This is a genomic window from Saccharopolyspora sp. 6V (assembly GCF_020176785.1).
GTDB lineage: Bacteria > Actinomycetota > Actinomycetes > Mycobacteriales > Pseudonocardiaceae > Saccharopolyspora_C > Saccharopolyspora_C gregorii.
This window is the reverse complement of record NZ_JAIUKB010000098.1, coordinates 1-17,430: the sequence shown is the minus strand read 5'-3', so window position 1 is coordinate 17,430 and position 17,430 is coordinate 1. Positions and strand designations below refer to the sequence as shown.

Below are 17,430 nucleotides of genomic sequence, written 5' to 3'. Positions count from 1 at the left end.
GATCATGGACGACCTGGGGCAACCGGTGTGGTTCTCGCACCCCGCCGAGGGCGTCATCGCCGACATGCGGTGCCGCGGCACCGCGGGCCGGGTCAGGCGTTGCTGAACGGGGAGGGGAACTTCCCTTCGCTCCGGACCTGCTCGGCGAGGTCGCGGATGGAGGCGCTGTCGTTGACGTGCGGGAAGTCCTCGGCCGGGACCGGCACGTCGAGGAACTCGCACAGCGGCTCCCAGCCCTGGCCGGGCTGGTACTCCAGCAGCCGGTCGGCGGGGACGGTGGCGCGGACTTCGGCGTTGTGCCGCTCGAACACCTCGATGGCGTGCGCGCGGTCCTCGAAGCGGCCGTCGAAGGTGCCGTTCCAGATCATCCGCTCGATGGTGGGGCGCAGCTTCGTGGTGAACGTGTCGTCCGAGTCGCCCGGCGGGTCCTGCACGAACTGGTAGATGGTGTCGAAGGTGCTGTCGTACCAGCGCTGCGGGTCGCGGGTGGTGAGCAGGACCTTCGCGTCCGGGTAGGCCTCCATCAGCTCGCGCCAGAACGTGCAGCCCGGCCAGTCCACAGTGGACCGGTAGCCGCCGAGGACCTGGTTCCAGTCCACCGGCCCGTCCAGCGCGCGGGCCCAGTCCCGCATCCGCTCGGGCTCCGCGATGACCTCGAACATGTGGTAGCACGGCCCGAAGCCGAGGTGCTCCAGCGCCGCCTTCATCGACGCGGTCCCGGTGCGGCCGAAACCGGCTCCGATGATCTTCACCATGGTGCTGCTCCTAGTCGTGCTCGCTTCTTTCCGATGGCGCCTCCCGGCGCCGGGTCTCACCGCGCCTCGGTGATCATCACGGCGCCGACGGTGGCGTGCGTGGCCTCGTCGACCAGCAGGCCGCCGCCGGTGAGCCGGTTGCGCTCGTAGGGATCGCAGAACACCGGCTGCGCCAGCTGCAGGCCGACCTCGCCGATGTCGTTGAGGCCCAGCTCCGCGGCCGGTTCGCGGTGCAGCGTCGTCACGTCCACCCGGTGGTGCACCGCGGTGACCAGGGCTTTGACCGTGCGCGTGGTGTGCTTGAGCAGCAGCCGCGTTCCGGGCCGCAGCACCGGGTTCGCCGCCATCCAGCACACCCGGGCGGTCAGCTCGGTCGCCGCCGCCGGCGGGGCGTCCGGGGCGCACAGCAGGTCGCCGCGCCCCACGTCGATCTCGTCGGCCAGCCGCACCGACACCGACTGCGGCGCCCTGGCCTCGGCGAGCGCCCCGTCCGCGGTGTCCACCGCGGTCACCCGAGTGCGCAAGCCCGAGGGCAGGTGCAGCACCTCGGCGTCCTCGTGCACCGAACCGCCGCTGATCTGGCCCGCGTAGCCCCGGTAGTCCCGCTCGGGCGCGCGGATCACGTACTGCACCGGCAGCCGGAAGTCCCCGGCCGCGCGGTCGTCCTCGATGTGCACCCGCTCCAGGTGCTCCAGCAGCGACGGGCCCTCGTACCACGGCATCCGGTCCGAGCGGTGCACCACGTTGTCGCCGCGCAGCGCCGAGATCGGGATCGCGGTGACCTCGGGCAGCTCCAGCTCCGCGGTGAACCGGGCGAACTCCGCGGTGATCGCCGCGAACACCTCGTGGTCGTGGTCGACGAGGTCCATCTTGTTCACCGCCAGCACCAGCCGCGGCACCCGCAGCAGCCCGGCCAGCACCGCGTGCCTGCGGCTCTGCTCGGTGAGCCCGTTGCGGGCGTCGACCAGCACGATCGCCAGGTCCGCGGTGGAAGCCCCGGTGACCATGTTCCGGGTGTACTGGGCGTGCCCGGGCGTGTCGGCGATGATGAACGCGCGGTGCGCGGTCTCGAAGTACCGGTGCGCCACGTCGATCGTGATGCCCTGCTCGCGCTCCGCGCGCAGGCCGTCGGTGACCATCGCCAGGTCCAGCCCGTCGTCGCCGCGCTCGCGGCCGACCAGCTCCAGCATCTCCAGCTGGTCGGCCAGCAGCGAGCGGGAGTCGTGCAGCAGCCTGCCGATCAACGTGCTCTTGCCGTCGTCGACGGCCCCGGCGGTGGCGAACCGCAGCAGGCTGTCGGCGGGGGCGAAGCTCCGTTCCTCCGCATCGGTGGGCAGGCTCATCAGAAGTACCCCTCTCGCTTGCGGTCCTCCATGGACGCCGCGCTCGCGCGGTCGTCGGCACGGGTCTGGCCGCGTTCGGTGACCTTCGTGGCGGCGATCTCGGCGATCACCTCGGCGACCGTGGACGCGGTGGACGGCACCGCCCCGGTGCAGGTCATGTCGCCGATGGTGCGGAACCGCACGGACTTCTCGGTGAGCACCTCGTCCGGATCGCGGTGCACGAACGGGTTGTCGGCGAGGTACATGCCGTCGCGTTCGAAGACCTTCCGCCGGTGCGCGAAGTACAGCGCGGGAAGCTCCACGCCGTCCTGGTCGACGTAGGTCCAGATGTCGCGCTCGGTCCAGTTCGACAGCGGGAACGCGCGCACGTTCTCCCCCGGGCCGATCAGCCCGTTGTAGAGGTTCCACAGCTCAGGGCGCTGGTTGCGCGGATCCCACTGGCCGAAGGCGTCGCGGAAGGACAGCATCCGCTCCTTCGCGCGGGCCCGCTCCTCGTCGCGGCGGGCGCCGCCGAACAGCGAGTCGAACCGGTGCTCGGCGATGGCGTCGAGCAGCGTCACCGTCTGCGCCCGGTTGCGGCTGGCGCCGCGGCCCTCCTGCTCGACGACGCGGCCCGCGTCGATGGAGTCCTGCACGGACGCGACCACCAGCCGCACGCCGAGCTCGGCGGCGCGGCGGTCCCGGAACTCCAGCACCTCCTCGAAGTTGTGGCCGGTGTCCACGTGCAGCACCGGGAACGGGATCGGGGCGGGCCAGAACGCCTTCTCGGCCAGCCGCAGCAGCACCGCGGAGTCCTTGCCGCCGGAGAACAGCAGCGCGGGCCGGTCGAACTCGGCGGCGACCTCGCGGATCAGGTGCAGCGCCTCGGATTCGAGGACGTCCAGGCGGGACAGGGCGCGTCGGGCGGGCATCAACTGCTCCCCTCGGGAGGTGTTCCAGGTGCGGCGGCCACCGCCGCCAGCAGCGGTTCGGCCAGTTCGGGGCGGCAGACCAGCAGGTCCGGCAGCCACGGGTCGGGTCGGTCGTAGACGAGCGGCGAGCCGTCGAGGCGGCTGGTGTGCAGCCCGGCGGCCCGGGCCACGCCGATCGGGGCGGCACTGTCCCACTCGTACTGGCCGCCCGCGTGCAGGTAGGCGTCGACCTCGCCGCGGACCACCGCGCTGATCTTGGCGCCTGCCGAGCCCATCGGGACGGTCTCGGCACCGAGCGCGGTGGCGACGGCGGCGACGAACTCCGGCGGGCGGCTGCGGCTCACCGCGATGCGCGGCGGCCCGCCGTGCGCGGCCGGGACCCGCGGCGGGCTGCCGGTGCCGAGCACCAGGCCCGCGGCGGGCAGCGCCACGGCGGCGGCCCGCACCTGGTGCTCCGCGGCGAGCGCCACGTGCACGGCCCAGTCGGGGCGGTCCGGTTCGGAGAACTCCCTGGTGCCGTCGAGGGGATCCACGATCCACACCCGGCCGCCGCCGGAGCGCTCGGGACCCGCGGTGCCGTGCTCGGAGAGCACCGCGTCCTGCGGGCGCTGCTCGGCGAGCGCGGCCAGCAGCAGTTCGTGCGCGGCGGCGTCGCCCTCGTCGCCGAGCACCTTGCCGTCCACTTCGGACCGGCGGCGCGCGCGCAGCTCCAGCAGACACCGCCCGGCCTCGTCCGCCAGCCGCGCGGCCAGCTCGTGATCGTCCGCCTTCACCCGGTTCCTCCTTCGGCGCCGGCATCGATCCGCTCCCCCGCCGGGGCCGGCGCCCGACCACGGGAGAACCATCCGGACGACACCGCCGCGGCGGCGAGCGCGACCAGCCCGCCGAGCGCCGCCGCCACCGCCGCCCCCGTTCCGGCCAGCATCGCCCCGCTGGCGGCGAGCATGCCGCCCAGCAGCACCCGGACGGGCCGGTCCGGGATGCGCGCCGACAGCAGTGATCCGGCGAGCACCCCGGGCAGCGAACCGGCCAGCAGCGAGCCCACCAACCCGAGGTCGACCTGGCCGTGCAGCAGGTGGCCCAGCGCGGCGACCAGCACCAGCGGCACGGCCTGCACCAGGTCGGTGCCGACCAGCCGCGCCGAGCTCATCGCCCGGTCCAGCAGCAGCAGGCACACGATGACGATGGACCCGGAACCGACCGAGGTGGTGCCGACGACGAACCCGGCGGCCGCGCCCAGCAGCACGGCGGGGACCGGCCGGATTCGCGGTGCCGCACCGGACGCCGGACGTCCGCGGTCCAAACGCATCCGCACCACCAGGGTCACCGCGGCGAGCAGCACCGCGGCCGCGCTCACCCCCTTGAGCACCGCGCCGGTGCCCGCGCCGAGCCGGCCCGCGAGCAGCGAACCGAGCAGCGCGCACGGCAGCGAGCCCAGGCACAGCAGGCCGACCGTCGGCAGGTGAGCGGTGCGCCGCCGCAGGTGCACGGCCGCGCCCACCGGTTTCATCACCGCGCCCGCCACCAGGTCGGTGGACACCGCGGCCAGCGGCGGCACGCCGAACACGACGGTCAGCAGCGGCATCGTGAGGGCACCGCCGCCCATCCCGGTCAGGCCGACCAGCGATCCGGTCAGCAGACCGGTCAGGGTCACTCCGAGGTCCACGAGCGCACCCAGCCCCGTTCCCGCAGCAGCGCCACGACCCGGGCGACGGCTTCGTCCTGGGACAGCCCGGAGGTGTCCAGCGCCAGGTCGGCGTCGGTGGGCGGCTCGTAGGGCGCGGACACGCCGGTGAACTCGGGCAGCGCCCCGGCCCGCGCCTTGCGGTACAGGCCCTTGCGGTCGCGGCGTTCGCACTCGCCGAGCGGGGTGGCGACGTGCACCAGCAGGAACCCGCCGCAGTCGGACACCATGCGGCGCACCGCGTCCCGGTCGGCCGCGTAGGGCGCGATGGGCGCGCAGATCGCCGCGCCGCCGTGCCGGGTGACCTCGGAGGCGACGAACCCGATGCGGCGCACGTTGCGGCTGCGGTCGGCGGCGGAGAACCCGAGGCCTTCGCAGAGGGTCCGGCGCACCACGTCCCCGTCCAGCAGCGTCACCGCCCGGTGGTCGTGCTGGCTGAGCTCGTCGCGCAGCGCGCGGGCCAGGGTGGACTTGCCCGCCCCGGACAGGCCGGTGAACAGCACGGTGAAGCCGCGTTCGGACAGCGGCGGGTGCAGCCTGCGCTGGTGTTCGGCGATCGCCGGAGTGGTGAACCAGGACGGCAGCGGGGCGCCCTCGTCGAGGCGGGCGCGCAGCTCCTCGGCGCCCAGGCCGCCGCGCCCGCAGCCGGGTTCGACCCGCTCGGCGCGGATCCAGGCGTCGGCGGAGTCGCGGACCAGTTCGGGCGGAGCGACCACGGTGATCGGCGAGTCCTCGACCGGGTCGGCGGTGACCAGGTGGGTGGCACCGTAGGCGGCGGCGACCTGCGCGGCCAGCGCCGCGTCGGCCTTCGGGTCGGGCCGGCGGGCCAGCGGGACCGGCACGACCGCGGTGCCCGCGGGCAGCTGCGGGCGGGCGGCGAGCAGGGCCTGCACCAGCAGTTCCGGGCGCGGCCCGGTCATCCGGGGCAGCAGCAGCACGTGCCCGTCGAACTCGGCGGCGAGTTCGCGCAGCTGCGCGAGTTCGCGGTGGTGCAGCGGGGCGTCGGCGACGACGCCGAGCACTGGCCCGGCGGGCAGGTCCGCGCGGACCTCGGCGGCGGGCGGGCGCATCCGGCGCAGCGCTCCGGCGGGGTCGGCCGCGGCGCGAAGCTCTCCGGCCGCGAAGCAGGTGGTGCCGTCGGACCAGGGATCGTCGTTGCGCAGCACCGCGACCGGGGCGCCTTCGGCGTCGCGCAGCTCGATCCGGGGCGCGTCGGCGAGGTCGGCGGGCACCGGCAGCACGATCGGCGCGGGCCACGGGGTGCCGTCCAGCAACCGGCGCCGGGTGCGCACCGAGCCGACGTCGGCGGCGCCGAGGAATCCGGTCAACGGCCCGAAGGCACCGTCCAGCAGCAGTTCCACATCGGACAGTTCAGCGGGTTCGGGGGTCCAGCCCGGGATCGTCCCGTCAGGGCCGGGACATTCAGGCTCCGCTCTGCTCGCGCTCACACGCACCTCTGTCCGCTGGTCGGGGCCGACTTGATGCATACCGTGCCGAAGTGGGATCGACGGGTGAACCCCGGTGTCCACTTCTCGCCACATCGCATTTTTCCCACCGCACCGGCACATTTCCAGCCTTGACGGATCGCCGATTCCGGCATTGTTCGCGAACTTCACCGGCCCGTTCAGGACTCCGCGCGGGGCAGCGTCGAGCGGAACGTGCGCTCCCCCGGCCCCAGCTCGAACACCCCGTGCCCGTCGCGGACCTGGTCCGCTCCGGCGGTGCGGCCGGGCACGTGCACCTCGGCGGTGGTGTTCGGCGGGATCCGCACGGCGAGGGTGAACTCGCGCCCGTCGCGGTACCAGCGGGATTCGACCCGGCCCGCGGGGGTCGTGTGGTGGCCCTCGACCCGGCGCAGGTCGCCCACCACCTTGGGCCGGATGCGCAGCCGCCGGAAGCCGGTGGAGCCCGGCGCCTGGTCGAGGCCGGCGAGTCCGGTGTGGAACCACTCGTCGAGCTGGGTCAGGATCATGTGGTTCAGCGAGTTGCGCAGGTCCCACTGCTCCGGAACCGTGCTGAGCCCGCCCGGGTTCGCCGGGGTGTCCCGGAAGAACTCGCCGTAGCCCGCGTCCTGGTGCAGCGCCTCCCACAGCAGCTCGTCGCGGTCGGCGTCGCGCAGCACCCGCACCACCGGCCCGAGCCCGAGGTGCCCGGCGCGCAGCAGCGGGCCGCCGGACGCGCGGACGCGTTCGACCAGCGCGGCCAACACCCGCGGGCGTTCCGACACGGGCACGATCCCGGCGTCCAGCGGCATCGCCTGCGCCGCCTGCGTCGCGCCCCGCTCGGTCCCGTCGCCGCTGTAGCAGCCGAGGTCGGGCAGGTAGAACCGCTCGTGGAAGGCGCGGGCGATGTCCTCGGCCAGCGCGCCGTACTCGCGCGCGTCCGCGGGGTTCCCCAGCGCCGCGGCCACGTCCGCCATGGCGCGGGCGGTGGCGTGGTAGCCCCAGGTGCCGGTGAGCTCGCCCGCGGTCTCCTCCGCCGCCACCCAGTCGCCGAGCTCGCCGACGACCAGGTGCCGGTGCGCCTTGCGGCGCCGCAGGTAGTCCAGGTAGGCCGTCATGGCCGGGTAGTGCCGCGCCATCGTCTCGGCGTCGGCGTAGAGCCGGTGCAGCAGCCACGGCACCAGCACGATCGCGTTGCCCCAGTTGACCTCGTCGCCGAACCGGTCCCGGTAGCCCCAGTCGTAGACGGGCGCCTTCAGCGCCACGTTGCCCACGTCGGGCCCGCGCCCGGACTGCCCTTCGGCGAGGTGCCGCTGCATCGTCGGCAGGTAGGCCGCGAGGTCGAAGTGCCGGGACAGCACGCCCATCGGGTGCGTGTAGTCGGCGCCGTAGGCCAGCTTCTCCCGGCCGGGGCAGTCGGTGAGCACCGACATCAGGTTCGAGGCGACGGAGAAGTGCGCCATCCGGTGCAACCGGTCCACCCGCTCGTCGGAGGTGCGCACCGACCCGGCGCGCGGCGCGTCGGCCCGCAGTTGCAGCCCGACGACCTCGGGACGCACCTCGGGCGGCGCGGTGACCTCCACGAAGCGCATCGCGAAGTACTGGAAGGAGGGCTGCCAGGTCTCCCCACCGGGCAGGCCCGCGGCGGTGTAGGTGTGCAGCACGTCGGTGCCGCGCCGGTCGTTGCGCACGGAGGTCTGGTCGACGGAACCGTCGGGGACCAGCGACTCGCCGGGCCGCAGCGTCACCTCGGTGCCCGCCGGGACTTCGGGCAGCCGCAGCCGCGGCCAGCCCGCGAGGTTCTGCCCCAGGTCGAACACCCGGCGTCCCGGTTCGAGCTCGCGCACCCGCACCGGCCGCCACTCGCGCACGACCCGCACCGGCTGCGCCCGGCGCCACACGAGTTCGGTGCCGCCGTTCGGCGGCGTGGTGCGGATCGCGTCGACCCACCCGGTCGGCTCGCCGTCGCGGCGGGGCGCGGCCGCGGTGTGGTCGGCGCCGGGCTCGTCCCAGCCGGGTTGGGCGCGGCGGGCGTCGTGGTCGGTGCCGGAGAACCAGTTGTCGGTGATCGCGGGCCCCAGCGCGGTGCGCCAGTCCGGTCTGCTGACGATGTCGCGCCGCCCGTCGGGCCCGGTCAGCTCCAGGCGGGCGATCAGCCGCGGGGACACCGCGGCGCCGGCGGTCGGTTCCCACTGCGCCACCGGGTCGCCGGAGCCTTCGACGGGTGCGCCCGCGGGGTGCCGGTGCTCCAGCGGCGGGGTGATGATCAGCCCGTGCTCGTCGGCGGCGACGACCTGCCTGCTCTCCCAACGATCGCGGGTGCCGATGGTGACGGTCCCGCCGATGGGGTGGCCACCCGGGTCCGGGACGCGGATGCGGTCGGCGCCGGGGTGCGCGGGAACCAGCAGCTCGCCGCGCGCCGGTTCGGTGCTGGTCCACCACGAGTAGGGGTCGCGCGCGCCGCCGCGGGTGCCGTACCGGTGCACGTGCGCGGTGCCGTGGCCGAGCGCCACGCCGAGCACGTTCTCCCCTGGCAGCAGGAGTTCCCGCACGTCGTGCACCCGGTGCTCGGCGGAGCGCTGGTAGTTCGAGTTCCCGGGGGCCAGCACCTCGTCGGTCACCGGCCGCCCGTTGAGGGTCGCCGCGTGCACGCCCAGCCCGCACAGGTGCAGCCGGGCGGCGCTGATCGGCCCGCACGTGGTGAACGCCTTCGCGAAGATCGGCAGCGGATCGCCGGGCCCGCGGTCCGGGTGCGCGATCCAGCTCGCCGTTCCCCAGTCGCGGCGGGTGAGCAGCCCGAGCTCCCACTCGCAGCGCTCGCTCCACGGGGACCAGCGCTCGTGCTCGTCGCGGACCCGCACCCGCCAGCGCAACCGCTGCCGCGCGGCGGGTTCCGGACCGCCGCAGCGCACCCGCGCGCGCCCGGACTCGACCACGCCGCTGTCCCACCAGGTCCGGCCGTCCGGATCGGTGACCTCGACCTGGAAGGCGGTCTGCAGGCCGCCGGGTTCCGCGTCCTCCGCGGCGAACCCCCAGCTGAGCACCGGGTGCCGCTCGTCGACGCCGAGCAGCGGCCCGGTGCGGCCGTCGACGCGGAGGCGTTCCGGGCGGATTCCGGTCATCGGCTGCTCCAGCGCGGTCGTAGGCCGCTCTCGTTCTACGCACCGCGGCACCGGCCGTCAACAGTCCACAGTGGACGGCTGCCCGAGGTGGCGCGGCCGCCTATCCTCGGTGCGTCGGCCGGACGACGGCCGCGGAGAGGACCGCATGACCAGCACCGACGGCAATCCCACCGCCACCATCCCGCTGGCGAGCCGCACCGGCCGGTGGATCATCGCGGGCACCATCCTCGGCTCGGGCGTGGCGTTCCTGGACGGGTCGGTGGTGAACGTGGCGCTGCCCGCCATCGGCCGGGACACCGGCGGCGGGTTCGCGGTGCTGCAGTGGGTGCTGGACGCGTACCTGCTCACGCTGAGCGCGTTGCTGCTGCTCGGCGGGGCGCTCGGCGACCGCTACGGGCGGCGGCGGGTGTTCCAGATCGGGCTCGTGGTGTTCACCCTCGCCTCCCTCGGCTGCGGGCTCGCGCCCAGCGGGGAGCTGCTGATCGTGGCACGGCTGCTGCAGGGCGTCGGCGGGGCGCTGCTCGTGCCGGGCAGCCTCGCGCTGATCAACTCCACCATCCGGTCCGAGGACCGCGGCCGGGCGGTGGGCACCTGGGCCGGCCTGACCGGGGTGTCCTCCGCGCTCGGGCCGTTCATCGGCGGGTGGCTGGTGGACGCGGCGTCCTGGCGCTGGGTGTTCTTCATCAACGTGCCGCTGGCCGCGCTCGCCCTGCACGTCACCGCCCGGCACGTGCCGGAGACCCGCAGCGGGCGGCCCGGCTCGCCCGACCTCGCCGGGGCCGCCACGATCACGCTCGGCCTGGCCGGGGCGATCTACGCGCTGATCGAGCTGCCCGCGCGCGGCTGGAACCCGGTCACCATCGCCGCGCTGGTCGTCGGGGTCGCCGGGCTGGTCGCGTTCCCGCTGCTCGAACACCGCGGGCGGAACCCGATCCTGCCGCTGAACCTGTTCGCCTCCCGTCAGTTCACCGGGGCGAACCTCACCACGTTCACCGTGTACGCGGCGCTCAGCGGCGCGCTGTTCCTGCTGTCGTTGCAGCTGCAGCAGACCCTCGGCTACTCGGCGCTTCGCGCCGGGGTGGCGACGCTGCCGATCACGGTGATCATGCTGCTGATCTCCGGGCGGATGGGTGCGCTGGCGCAGCGCACCGGGCCGCGGTTGCCGATGACGATCGGGCCGTTCGGGTGCGCGGCCGGCCTGGCGCTGCTGACCTGGGCCCAGCCGGGCTCGACCTACCTCACCGGGGTGCTGCCCGGGGTGCTCGTGTTCGGGCTGGGCCTGTCGGTGACCGTGGCGCCGCTGACCTCGGCGGTGCTCGCCTCGGTGACCGCCGATCGTGCCGGGGTGGCCTCCGGGGTGAACAACGCGATCTCCCGCCTCGCCGGGCTGGTCGCGGTGGCGGTGCTGCCGCTGGTCGCGGGGATGACCGGGCCCGGGGACACCGTCGCCGACGGGTTCGGGTTCGCCATGCTGGTCTCGGCCGGGGCGTGCGCGCTCGGCGGCGTGCTGTTCTGGTGCACGATCGGCGGCCGCCGCCTCGCGGTCGAACCGATGCCGCTGCCCGGGGTGCAGCAGGCCTGCCAGGACCCGTGCACCTGCACCGACGCCCACCGCTGACCCGCCCCGCCCGACCTGCTCGGCCGGGCGGGCGCCGGAAGGTCAGCTGACCCGGTCGAAGGTCCACTGGTGCGGTGGTCGCGCGACCAGGTGCGGCGGCGGGGTCGGCAGCCGCGGCGGGTCCGCGTCGTGGTGCGCGATGAGCACGACGCGGTCCTCGGCCGAGCGGTACAGCTCGACCGGACCGCAGCAGGGCACCGCGTGCTCCCGGACCCACGCCAGCAGCTCCGGCTGCACGCCCGGCGCGGCCCGCACCTCCCACATCAGCGCCCGCCCGCTCACGGCGCACTCCGCAGCGGCGGAACGGCGGGCATCTCGGTCGCCGCTTCGACGTCCCGGCGGGTCATCCGGAACGCCTCCGGGTAGGACTCGCGGCGGGTGCGGCGCTCCGGTTCGGTGCTGCGCCAGAAGTAGTGGCAGCACTCGCAGCGGCGCACCTCCCACACCCCGGCGACCGGCGACACGGCCTGCACCGTCACCTCGGTCGCGGCACAACGCGGGCACATCGCGCTCTCCTCTCGTCGTCGGTTCAGTTCTCGCGCAGCAGGGCGCGCAGCTTCTCCACCCAGCGCCCGGTCTCGGGCAGGTCCCGCACCGGCTGGCCGTAGTGCCCGCGCGCGTCCGGTGCCACCGGCGTCGTCGCGTCGATCACCAGCTTGTCGCTGATGCCCGCGGGCTGGGACCCGGGATCGAGGCCCACCACCGACATGTTCGGCAGCACCACCAGGTCCCCGGCCGGGTTGACCTTCGTGGACAGCGCCCACATCACCTGCGGCAGGTCGAACGGGTCCACGTCCTCGTCGACGACGATCACGACCTTGGTGTAGCCGAGGCCGTGCGGCGTCGTCATCGCCCGCAGCCCCACCGCGCGGGCGAAACCGCCGTAACGCTTCTTGGTGGACACGATCGCCAGCAGCCCGTGGGTGTACATCGCGTTCACCGCCTGCACCTCCGGGAACTCCGCGCGCAGCTGCTGGTACAGCGGCACGCAGGTGGCCGGGCCGATCAGGTAGTCGATCTCGGTCCACGGCTTGCCCAGGTACAGCGATTCGAAGATCGGGTCGGTGCGGAAGGAGATGCGGTCGATGCGCACCACCGGCATGTTCCGGCCGCCGGAGTAGTGCCCGGTGAACTCGCCGAACGGCCCTTCGACCTCGCGGCGCCGCCCGACGACCACGCCTTCGAGCAGCACCTCGCAGCCCCACGGCACGTCGAACCCGGTCAGCGGCCCGGTGGCGATCGGCGCCGGCGCCCCGCGCAGCGCGCCCGCCATCTCGTACTCGGACTGCTCGTAGCCGAGCGGGGTGCCGCCGACGATGGTGATCATCGGGTCGTTGCCGAGCGCGATCGCGACCGGCAGGTCCTCGCCGCGCTCCTCGGCCTTGCCCAGGTGCAGCGCGATGTCGTGCATCGGCACCGGTTGCAGGCCGAGTTCGTTCCGGCCCTTGACCTCCATCCGGTAGACGCCGACGTTCTGCTTGGCGAAGTTCTCCGGATCGTCCGGGTCGCGGGAGACGACGGCGGCCTTGTCCAGGTAGAACCCGCCGTCGCCGTCGTTGAGCCGGAACAGCGGCAGCACCTCGAACAGGTCGACCTCGGCGCCTTCGCGGGAGTTCGCCAGGAACGGCGGGTCGGCGCGGCGCTCGGGGGCGACCGGGAAGTCCTCCCAGCGCCGGATGAACTCCTGCACCTGCTCGCGGGTGGAGGTCTCCGGCGGCATCCCCATCGCGATGGCGTGGTTGGGCCAGGACCCGTGCGCGTTGAGCACGATGCGCGGGTCGGTGAACCCGGTGACGTCGTCGAACCGCAGCGCGGGCGCGCCCTCGCCGAGCCGGGACACGGCGTTGGCGGCGGCGCCGAGGTCCGGTTCCGGATCGACCTGTTCGGTGATCCGCAGCAGCTGTCCCGCCTCGTCGAGCGCGTCCAGGTAGGACCGCAGGTCGTCGTGGGCCACTTCTCCTCCTTCACTGGTCATCGGTCGGCCGATGCGTCCCGGGCCGCGCGGAGACCGCCCCAGCGGGGGGTGTCCGGGGCGGGCAGGTCGAACTGGTCGAGGACCCGCATCACGACGTGGTCGAGCAGGTCGGTCACCGACTGCGGTTGGTCGTAGAAGGCGGTCATCGGCGGGACCAGCACGGCGCCCATCCGGGAGAGCGCGAGCATGTTCTCCAGGTGGATCTCGCTCAGCGGCGTCTCCCGCGGGACGAGCACGAGCTTGCGCCGCTCCTTGAGCACCACGTCGGCGGCACGTCCGATGAGCCCGTCGGCGTAGCCGGTGCGGATGCCGGCGAGGGTCTTCATGCTGCACGGCACGACGATCATGCCGTCGGTGCGGAACGAGCCGGACGAGATGGACGCGCCCTGTTCGGCGGGCCCGTGCACCACGTCGGCGAGCTCGGCGACCTCGCGGGTGCTGCGGCCGGTTTCGAGCTCGACGGTGGTGCGGGCCCAGCGGCTCAGCACCAGGTGCGTCTCGACCTCGGGCAGGCCGCGCAGCGCTTCGAGCAGGCGCACGCCCAGCGGCGCCCCGGTGGCTCCGGTCATCCCGACGATCAGGCGCACCGCCACCCGCCTCCTTTAGTTCGTAGACGAACGTTCGTACACATACTACCACCGCTGCGGCCGCGGTCACCGCGGCGACGGCTCCGGCCCCACCGCCCGAACCGATCTCGTAGGATGCGAGCCCACCGGACCGGCAAGAGGAGTGCGTCGTGCAGCTGGAAAGCGCCGTCTTCCACCTGATGCGCCGGGTCCTGCAGGACCACGGCGCCCGCTGGCAGGCGCGATCCCCGCAGCTGACCAAGCCGCAGTACGCCGCGCTCACCGCCATCGACGAGGCCCCCGGCATCGAACAGGCCGCGCTGGGCAGGCGCGCCGCGATCGACAAGGCGACGCTCGCCGCGATGCTCGCCCGCCTCGAACAGCGCGGGCTCGTCGCGCGCACCGTCGACCGCTACGACCGCAGGCGCCGCGTGCTGGAGCTGACCGACGAGGGCAGGCGGGTGCTGCGCGAGACCACCGCGCTCGCCGACGAGATCAACAGCACCGCGCTGGACCGGCTCAGCGCCGAGGAATCGGACCGGCTCCGGCAGCTGCTCACCAAGCTCGCCGCCGACGAGACCGGCGAACTCGCCCCGCCCCCGGAAACCCCCGGCACCTGACCGAGAACGACTCGCCACCACCGCGGCGTTCGGTCACACTCAGGTCACGCTCGACCCCGCGCCGACGGCACGCGGCCCGGCACCGGCGAGCACCGGCACGTCCGCCACGGGCACGGCCGCACCCCGCGGCCGCCGCCCCGACGACCCGGCCCGCGTTCGGCCCGCAGCCCCGGCGGCACCCGGCCGAGACCGCGCCGGGAACGGGCGGCTCCCGCACCGACGCCCCGCCGAAGCACCTCGGCGGGCCCGCCGCACACCGATGGATCAGCGATGTCCGAAGCCTCCTCCCACGACCCGGTCACCGACCGGCTGCAAGAGGTGGCCTCCACGTTGGGCGACCTCCGCCTCGACGAACTGCTCGGCGAGCTGCAGGAGCGGCTGGCCAGGGTGATCAGCACCCGGGATCGGATGCAGGACCTGCTGGACGCGGTCCTCGCGATCGGCACCGAGCTGGAGCTCGACACCACCCTGCACCGCATCGTCACCGCCGCCACCGAGCTGGTGCAGGCCCGCTACGGCGCGCTGGGCGTGCTCGGGCCGGACGGCGAGTTCACCCAGTTCGTGCACGTCGGCATCGACGAGGCCACCGTCGCCCGGATGGGGCCGACGCCGCGGGGCCGCGGGCTGCTCGGGCAGCTCACCCGGGATCCGCGCCCGCTGCGGCTGCGCGACCTGACCCAGCACCCGGCATCGATCGGCTTCCCGCAGCACCACCCGCCGATGCGCGGCTTCCTCGCCATCCCCATCCGGGTGCGCGACGAGGTGTTCGGCAACCTGTACCTCACCGAGAAGCTCGACGGCGGCGAGTTCGGCCAGGACGACGAGGTGGTGCTGCGCGCCCTGGCCGCGGCCGCCGGGGTCACCATCGAGAACGCGCGGCTGTTCGACCAGGCGCGGCTGCGGCACCGCTGGTTGCAGGCCTCCAGCGAGATCACCACCGAACTGCTGTCCGGTGTCAGCACCGCCGACGGGCTGCGGCTCATCGCGCAGCGCGCCATGGAGATCTCCCGCGCCGACTGCGCGCTGATCGTGCTGGCCCGCCAGGGCGCCGCCACCGGCCAGGCGCGGGTCGAGGCCGTCGCCGGGGAGGCGGACATCGAGGTGGGCATCCCGGTGAGCACCGACGGCCCGGTGCTGGCCAGCCTCACCGGCGACACCCCGGTGCTGGAGTCGGACGTGTCCGCGTCCCCGGTCAGCGGCCTCAACCACGTGCTGCCCGGCTACGGCCCGGCGCTGGCGGTGCCGCTGCACTCGGGCGAGGCCGGCGCGGGCGCGGTGATCGCGTTGCGCCGCAAGGAGAGCAGGCCGTTCGGTCCGGGGCAGGTGCCGCTGCTGGCGTCCTTCGCCGACCAGACGGCGATCGCGCTGGAGCTGGCGGCGAAGAACCGCGCGCAGCGGCAGCTCGACGTGTTCGGCGAGCGCGACCGCATCGCCCGCGACCTGCACGACCACGTGATCCAGCGGCTGTTCGCGACCGGGCTGAGCCTGCAGGGCACGCTGCGCCGCGCCACCGATTCGGACGTGCGGCGGCGGGTGCAGCAGTCGGTGCAGCAGCTCGACGACACGGTGCGCGAGATCCGCACCGCCATCTTCGACCTGCACTCCTCGCCCGGCGCGGACGACCCGGTGAGCCTGCGCCGCCGGTTGCTGGACACCGTCGCCGACGCCAGCAGCGGCGCCGGGTTCGCCCCGGCGGTGCGGATGTCCGGTGCGATCGACACCGCGGTGCCCGCCGGCCACTTCGAGCACGCGGAGGCGGTGGTGCGGGAGGCGGTCGCGAACGCGCTGCGCCACGGCGGGGCCACCGCGATCACGGTGTCGGTGGACACCGGCGCGGAGCTGACCATCGAGGTGGTCGACAACGGCTGCGGGGCGGCCGGCGGAGCTCCCGGCAACGGGTTGCGCAACCTCCGCGCCCGCGCCGAACAGCTCGCCGGCACCCTCGAACTCACCACCCCCGAGGACGGCGGCACCCGCCTCACCTGGCGAGCCCCCCTCCCCCACGACGAACCCGCCTGACCGGAAGCGCCCGTCGGGCGCCGGGCCGTGCACCCCGGAGGTCAACCAGAGGAAGGACGAGAGCGGAGTTCGGTGGCCAGGACCGCTGCCTGGGTGCGGCGTTGCATCCCGAGCTTCGAGAGCAGCTGCGAGACGTAGTTCTTCACCGTCTTCTCGGCGAGGAACATCCGCTCGGCGATCTGCCGGTTGGTCATCCCGGCGCCGATCAGCTCCAGCACGGCCCGCTCCTGCTCGGTGAGCCGCCGCAGCGGGTCCTCCCGGGAATGCTTGCGCCGCTGCCGTTCGAGCACGGCGGAGGTGGTGGCCGCGTCGAGCAGCGAGCGCCCGGCGGCGACCTGCCGGATCGCGGAGCGCAGGTCGGAGCCGAGGACCTGCTTGAGCACGTACCCGGACGCCCCGGCCATGATCGCGTCCAGCAGCGCTTCGTCGTCGGAGAACGAGGTGAGCACCAGGCAGCGCACCCCGGGCAGCAGGGAGAGCAGTTCGCGGCACAGCTCGATGCCGTTGCCGTCGGGCAGCCGCACGTCGAGCACCGCCACGTCGGGCCGGGCCGGTGGCAGCCGCACCAGGGCCTCCTGCACGGTGCCGACCTCGGCGACGATGGTGAAGTCGTCCTCGTCCTCCAGGAGGTCGGCGATCCCGCGGCGCACCACCTCGTGGTCGTCGACGAGGGCGATGCGGGTCGCGCCGCCCGCGTCGGGGCCGGTGCCCGCCTCGTCCGGTTGTGCCATCTCGCAGCCCCCGCTTCCGCCCGCGGCGTGCGGGCGCGCCAGAAACCGTCGTTCCCAGGCTAAGGGCGGTGCGGCGGGCGGCGCAGGACCGGCGGCGGTGCCCGCTGATCCGGACTCCGGCGGTGGCGGTCGTGCCGATCCGGTGTCGTCCTGGCGCCGCACGCCGAGTGTCCCCAGCTGTTCTCACCTGTTCGACGGTACGAACCGGATACGGCGGGTCACACGGTCGAAGGTCCCGCGCCCGGCCGGATGACCACGATCCGGAAATGTTCCGCGGCGGCGGCGCGCTGTGGTGTCATCGGTGCTGATCATCGTCGTGGGCCGCGGGGCCACGGCGCGCGGCGAGCGGGGAAGGACGGCGGGATGCGGCGAGGACGGCGGGGTCACCCGTGCGAGCCGGACGCGAGCAGGCTGGGACCGTGGTTCTGCCCGGAGTGCGGCCAGGAGTGGGAGATCCACGGCGTGGCGGGCGGCAGGCCGAAGGTCCGGCGGGTCAGCCGGGTCGCGAAGTTCGTCGCCACCTGGCTCGGCGGCTGACGCGCGGCGGGGGGGGGGGGGGGGGCGCCGGCCGCGGGCGCGGCGCCGCCCCCGCCGGCCGACCGGCGGGGCCGCGCCCTGGGCGGACCGGAGCGCCCACGCCCACC

General features: G+C 74.3%; 16 protein-coding genes. 4 read left to right on the top strand and 12 right to left on the bottom strand.

All coding sequences use genetic code 11. The features are described 5' to 3' along the window. Positions 1–92: 92 nt before the first annotated feature. The 7 genes from LCD35_RS19540 to LCD35_RS19510 all read right to left on the bottom strand — a co-directional run bounded on the left by LCD35_RS19540 (position 93) and on the right by LCD35_RS19510 (position 9,257). Positions 93–755 carry a sulfotransferase family protein gene (locus tag LCD35_RS19540; protein WP_224967837.1) on the bottom strand — a complete coding sequence of 221 codons (663 nt, stop codon included), beginning with the start codon at positions 753–755 and terminating at the stop codon, positions 93–95. 56 nt (positions 756–811) lie between these two features. Then, positions 812–2,098 (bottom strand): sulfate adenylyltransferase subunit 1, encoded by a 1,287-nt coding sequence (locus LCD35_RS19535; protein WP_224967835.1) that lies wholly within the window; start codon positions 2,096–2,098, stop codon positions 812–814. Continuing rightward, the gene (cysD, locus tag LCD35_RS19530; protein WP_224958722.1) at positions 2,098–3,009 is read right to left on the bottom strand and encodes a sulfate adenylyltransferase subunit CysD; all 912 of its coding nucleotides are present in this window, start codon (positions 3,007–3,009) and stop codon (positions 2,098–2,100) included. The genes LCD35_RS19535 and cysD overlap by 1 nt, the downstream gene beginning before the upstream one ends. Continuing rightward, a complete protein-coding gene (locus LCD35_RS19525; RefSeq protein ID WP_224958721.1) occupies positions 3,009–3,782 on the bottom strand; it encodes a 3'(2'),5'-bisphosphate nucleotidase CysQ in 774 nt (257 codons plus the stop codon). The genes cysD and LCD35_RS19525 overlap by 1 nt, the downstream gene beginning before the upstream one ends. Next, entirely contained in the window at positions 3,779–4,663 is an 885-nt protein-coding gene (locus tag LCD35_RS19520; RefSeq protein ID WP_225044609.1) for a sulfite exporter TauE/SafE family protein, read from the bottom strand. The genes LCD35_RS19525 and LCD35_RS19520 overlap by 4 nt, the downstream gene beginning before the upstream one ends. After that, positions 4,660–6,180 (bottom strand): adenylyl-sulfate kinase, encoded by a 1,521-nt coding sequence (gene cysC, locus LCD35_RS19515; RefSeq protein WP_255615241.1) that lies wholly within the window; start codon positions 6,178–6,180, stop codon positions 4,660–4,662. Before cysC ends, LCD35_RS19520 begins: the two co-directional genes overlap by 4 nt. A gap of 137 nt (positions 6,181–6,317) precedes the next feature. Further along, complete coding sequence (locus tag LCD35_RS19510; protein WP_225044607.1) at positions 6,318–9,257, bottom strand: alpha-L-rhamnosidase; 2,940 nt, start codon at positions 9,255–9,257, stop codon at positions 6,318–6,320. Positions 9,258–9,402: 145 nt separating this feature from the next. Between LCD35_RS19510 and LCD35_RS19505 the strand changes: the two genes are divergently transcribed. Then, positions 9,403–10,875, top strand: a complete 1,473-nt coding sequence (locus LCD35_RS19505) for an MFS transporter (RefSeq protein WP_225044606.1) — start codon at positions 9,403–9,405, stop codon at positions 10,873–10,875. Positions 10,876–10,917: 42 nt separating this feature from the next. On the opposite strand, the gene LCD35_RS19500 is transcribed toward LCD35_RS19505, so the two are convergent. Genes LCD35_RS19500 through LCD35_RS19485 form a run of 4 tightly spaced genes read right to left on the bottom strand, consistent with a single transcriptional unit; the run spans position 10,918 to position 13,437 of the window. Beyond that, positions 10,918–11,157: a hypothetical protein gene (locus tag LCD35_RS19500; protein ID WP_224958712.1), complete on the bottom strand. Its 240-nt coding sequence runs from the start codon at positions 11,155–11,157 to the stop codon at positions 10,918–10,920. After that, positions 11,154–11,381 (bottom strand): non-oxidative hydroxyarylic acid decarboxylases subunit D, encoded by a 228-nt coding sequence (locus tag LCD35_RS19495; protein ID WP_224958710.1) that lies wholly within the window; start codon positions 11,379–11,381, stop codon positions 11,154–11,156. The genes LCD35_RS19500 and LCD35_RS19495 overlap by 4 nt, the downstream gene beginning before the upstream one ends. Positions 11,382–11,404: 23 nt before the next feature. Continuing rightward, positions 11,405–12,829: a non-oxidative hydroxyarylic acid decarboxylases subunit C gene (locus LCD35_RS19490; protein ID WP_224958708.1), complete on the bottom strand. Its 1,425-nt coding sequence runs from the start codon at positions 12,827–12,829 to the stop codon at positions 11,405–11,407. 17 nt (positions 12,830–12,846) lie between these two features. Beyond that, positions 12,847–13,437: a non-oxidative hydroxyarylic acid decarboxylases subunit B gene (locus LCD35_RS19485; protein WP_225044610.1), complete on the bottom strand. Its 591-nt coding sequence runs from the start codon at positions 13,435–13,437 to the stop codon at positions 12,847–12,849. Between the two features lie 149 nt (positions 13,438–13,586). Here LCD35_RS19485 and LCD35_RS19480 point away from each other — a divergent pair, with 149 nt between their 5' ends. Together LCD35_RS19480 and LCD35_RS19475 are read left to right on the top strand one after the other, a co-directional pair. After that, positions 13,587–14,036 (top strand): MarR family winged helix-turn-helix transcriptional regulator, encoded by a 450-nt coding sequence (locus LCD35_RS19480; RefSeq protein ID WP_224967825.1) that lies wholly within the window; start codon positions 13,587–13,589, stop codon positions 14,034–14,036. Positions 14,037–14,306: 270 nt separating this feature from the next. Further along, entirely contained in the window at positions 14,307–16,055 is a 1,749-nt protein-coding gene (locus LCD35_RS19475; RefSeq protein WP_224958705.1) for a GAF domain-containing sensor histidine kinase, read from the top strand. 41 nt (positions 16,056–16,096) lie between these two features. On the opposite strand, the gene LCD35_RS19470 is transcribed toward LCD35_RS19475, so the two are convergent. Continuing rightward, positions 16,097–16,786, bottom strand: a complete 690-nt coding sequence (locus tag LCD35_RS19470) for a response regulator transcription factor (RefSeq protein WP_224967823.1) — start codon at positions 16,784–16,786, stop codon at positions 16,097–16,099. A gap of 363 nt (positions 16,787–17,149) precedes the next feature. On the opposite strand from LCD35_RS19470, the gene LCD35_RS19465 reads away from it, so the two are divergent. After that, complete coding sequence (locus tag LCD35_RS19465) at positions 17,150–17,323, top strand: hypothetical protein (protein WP_224967821.1); 174 nt, start codon at positions 17,150–17,152, stop codon at positions 17,321–17,323. The last annotated feature ends 107 nt before the right edge of the window (positions 17,324–17,430 follow it).

Coding starts and splice junctions, on each gene's coding strand:
- LCD35_RS19540 (WP_224967837.1), bottom strand. CDS start 755: ATGGTGAAGATCATCGGAGCCGGTTTCGGCCGCACCGGGACCGCGTCG.
- LCD35_RS19535 (WP_224967835.1), bottom strand. CDS start 2,098: ATGAGCCTGCCCACCGATGCGGAGGAACGGAGCTTCGCCCCCGCCGAC.
- cysD (WP_224958722.1), bottom strand. CDS start 3,009: ATGCCCGCCCGACGCGCCCTGTCCCGCCTGGACGTCCTCGAATCCGAG.
- cysC (WP_255615241.1), bottom strand. CDS start 6,180: ATGCATCAAGTCGGCCCCGACCAGCGGACAGAGGTGCGTGTGAGCGCG.
- LCD35_RS19510 (WP_225044607.1), bottom strand. CDS start 9,257: ATGACCGGAATCCGCCCGGAACGCCTCCGCGTCGACGGCCGCACCGGG.
- LCD35_RS19505 (WP_225044606.1), top strand. CDS start 9,403: ATGACCAGCACCGACGGCAATCCCACCGCCACCATCCCGCTGGCGAGC.
- LCD35_RS19495 (WP_224958710.1), bottom strand. CDS start 11,381: ATGTGCCCGCGTTGTGCCGCGACCGAGGTGACGGTGCAGGCCGTGTCG.
- LCD35_RS19475 (WP_224958705.1), top strand. CDS start 14,307: ATGTCCGAAGCCTCCTCCCACGACCCGGTCACCGACCGGCTGCAAGAG.
- LCD35_RS19470 (WP_224967823.1), bottom strand. CDS start 16,786: ATGGCACAACCGGACGAGGCGGGCACCGGCCCCGACGCGGGCGGCGCG.
- LCD35_RS19465 (WP_224967821.1), top strand. CDS start 17,150: ATGCGGCGAGGACGGCGGGGTCACCCGTGCGAGCCGGACGCGAGCAGG.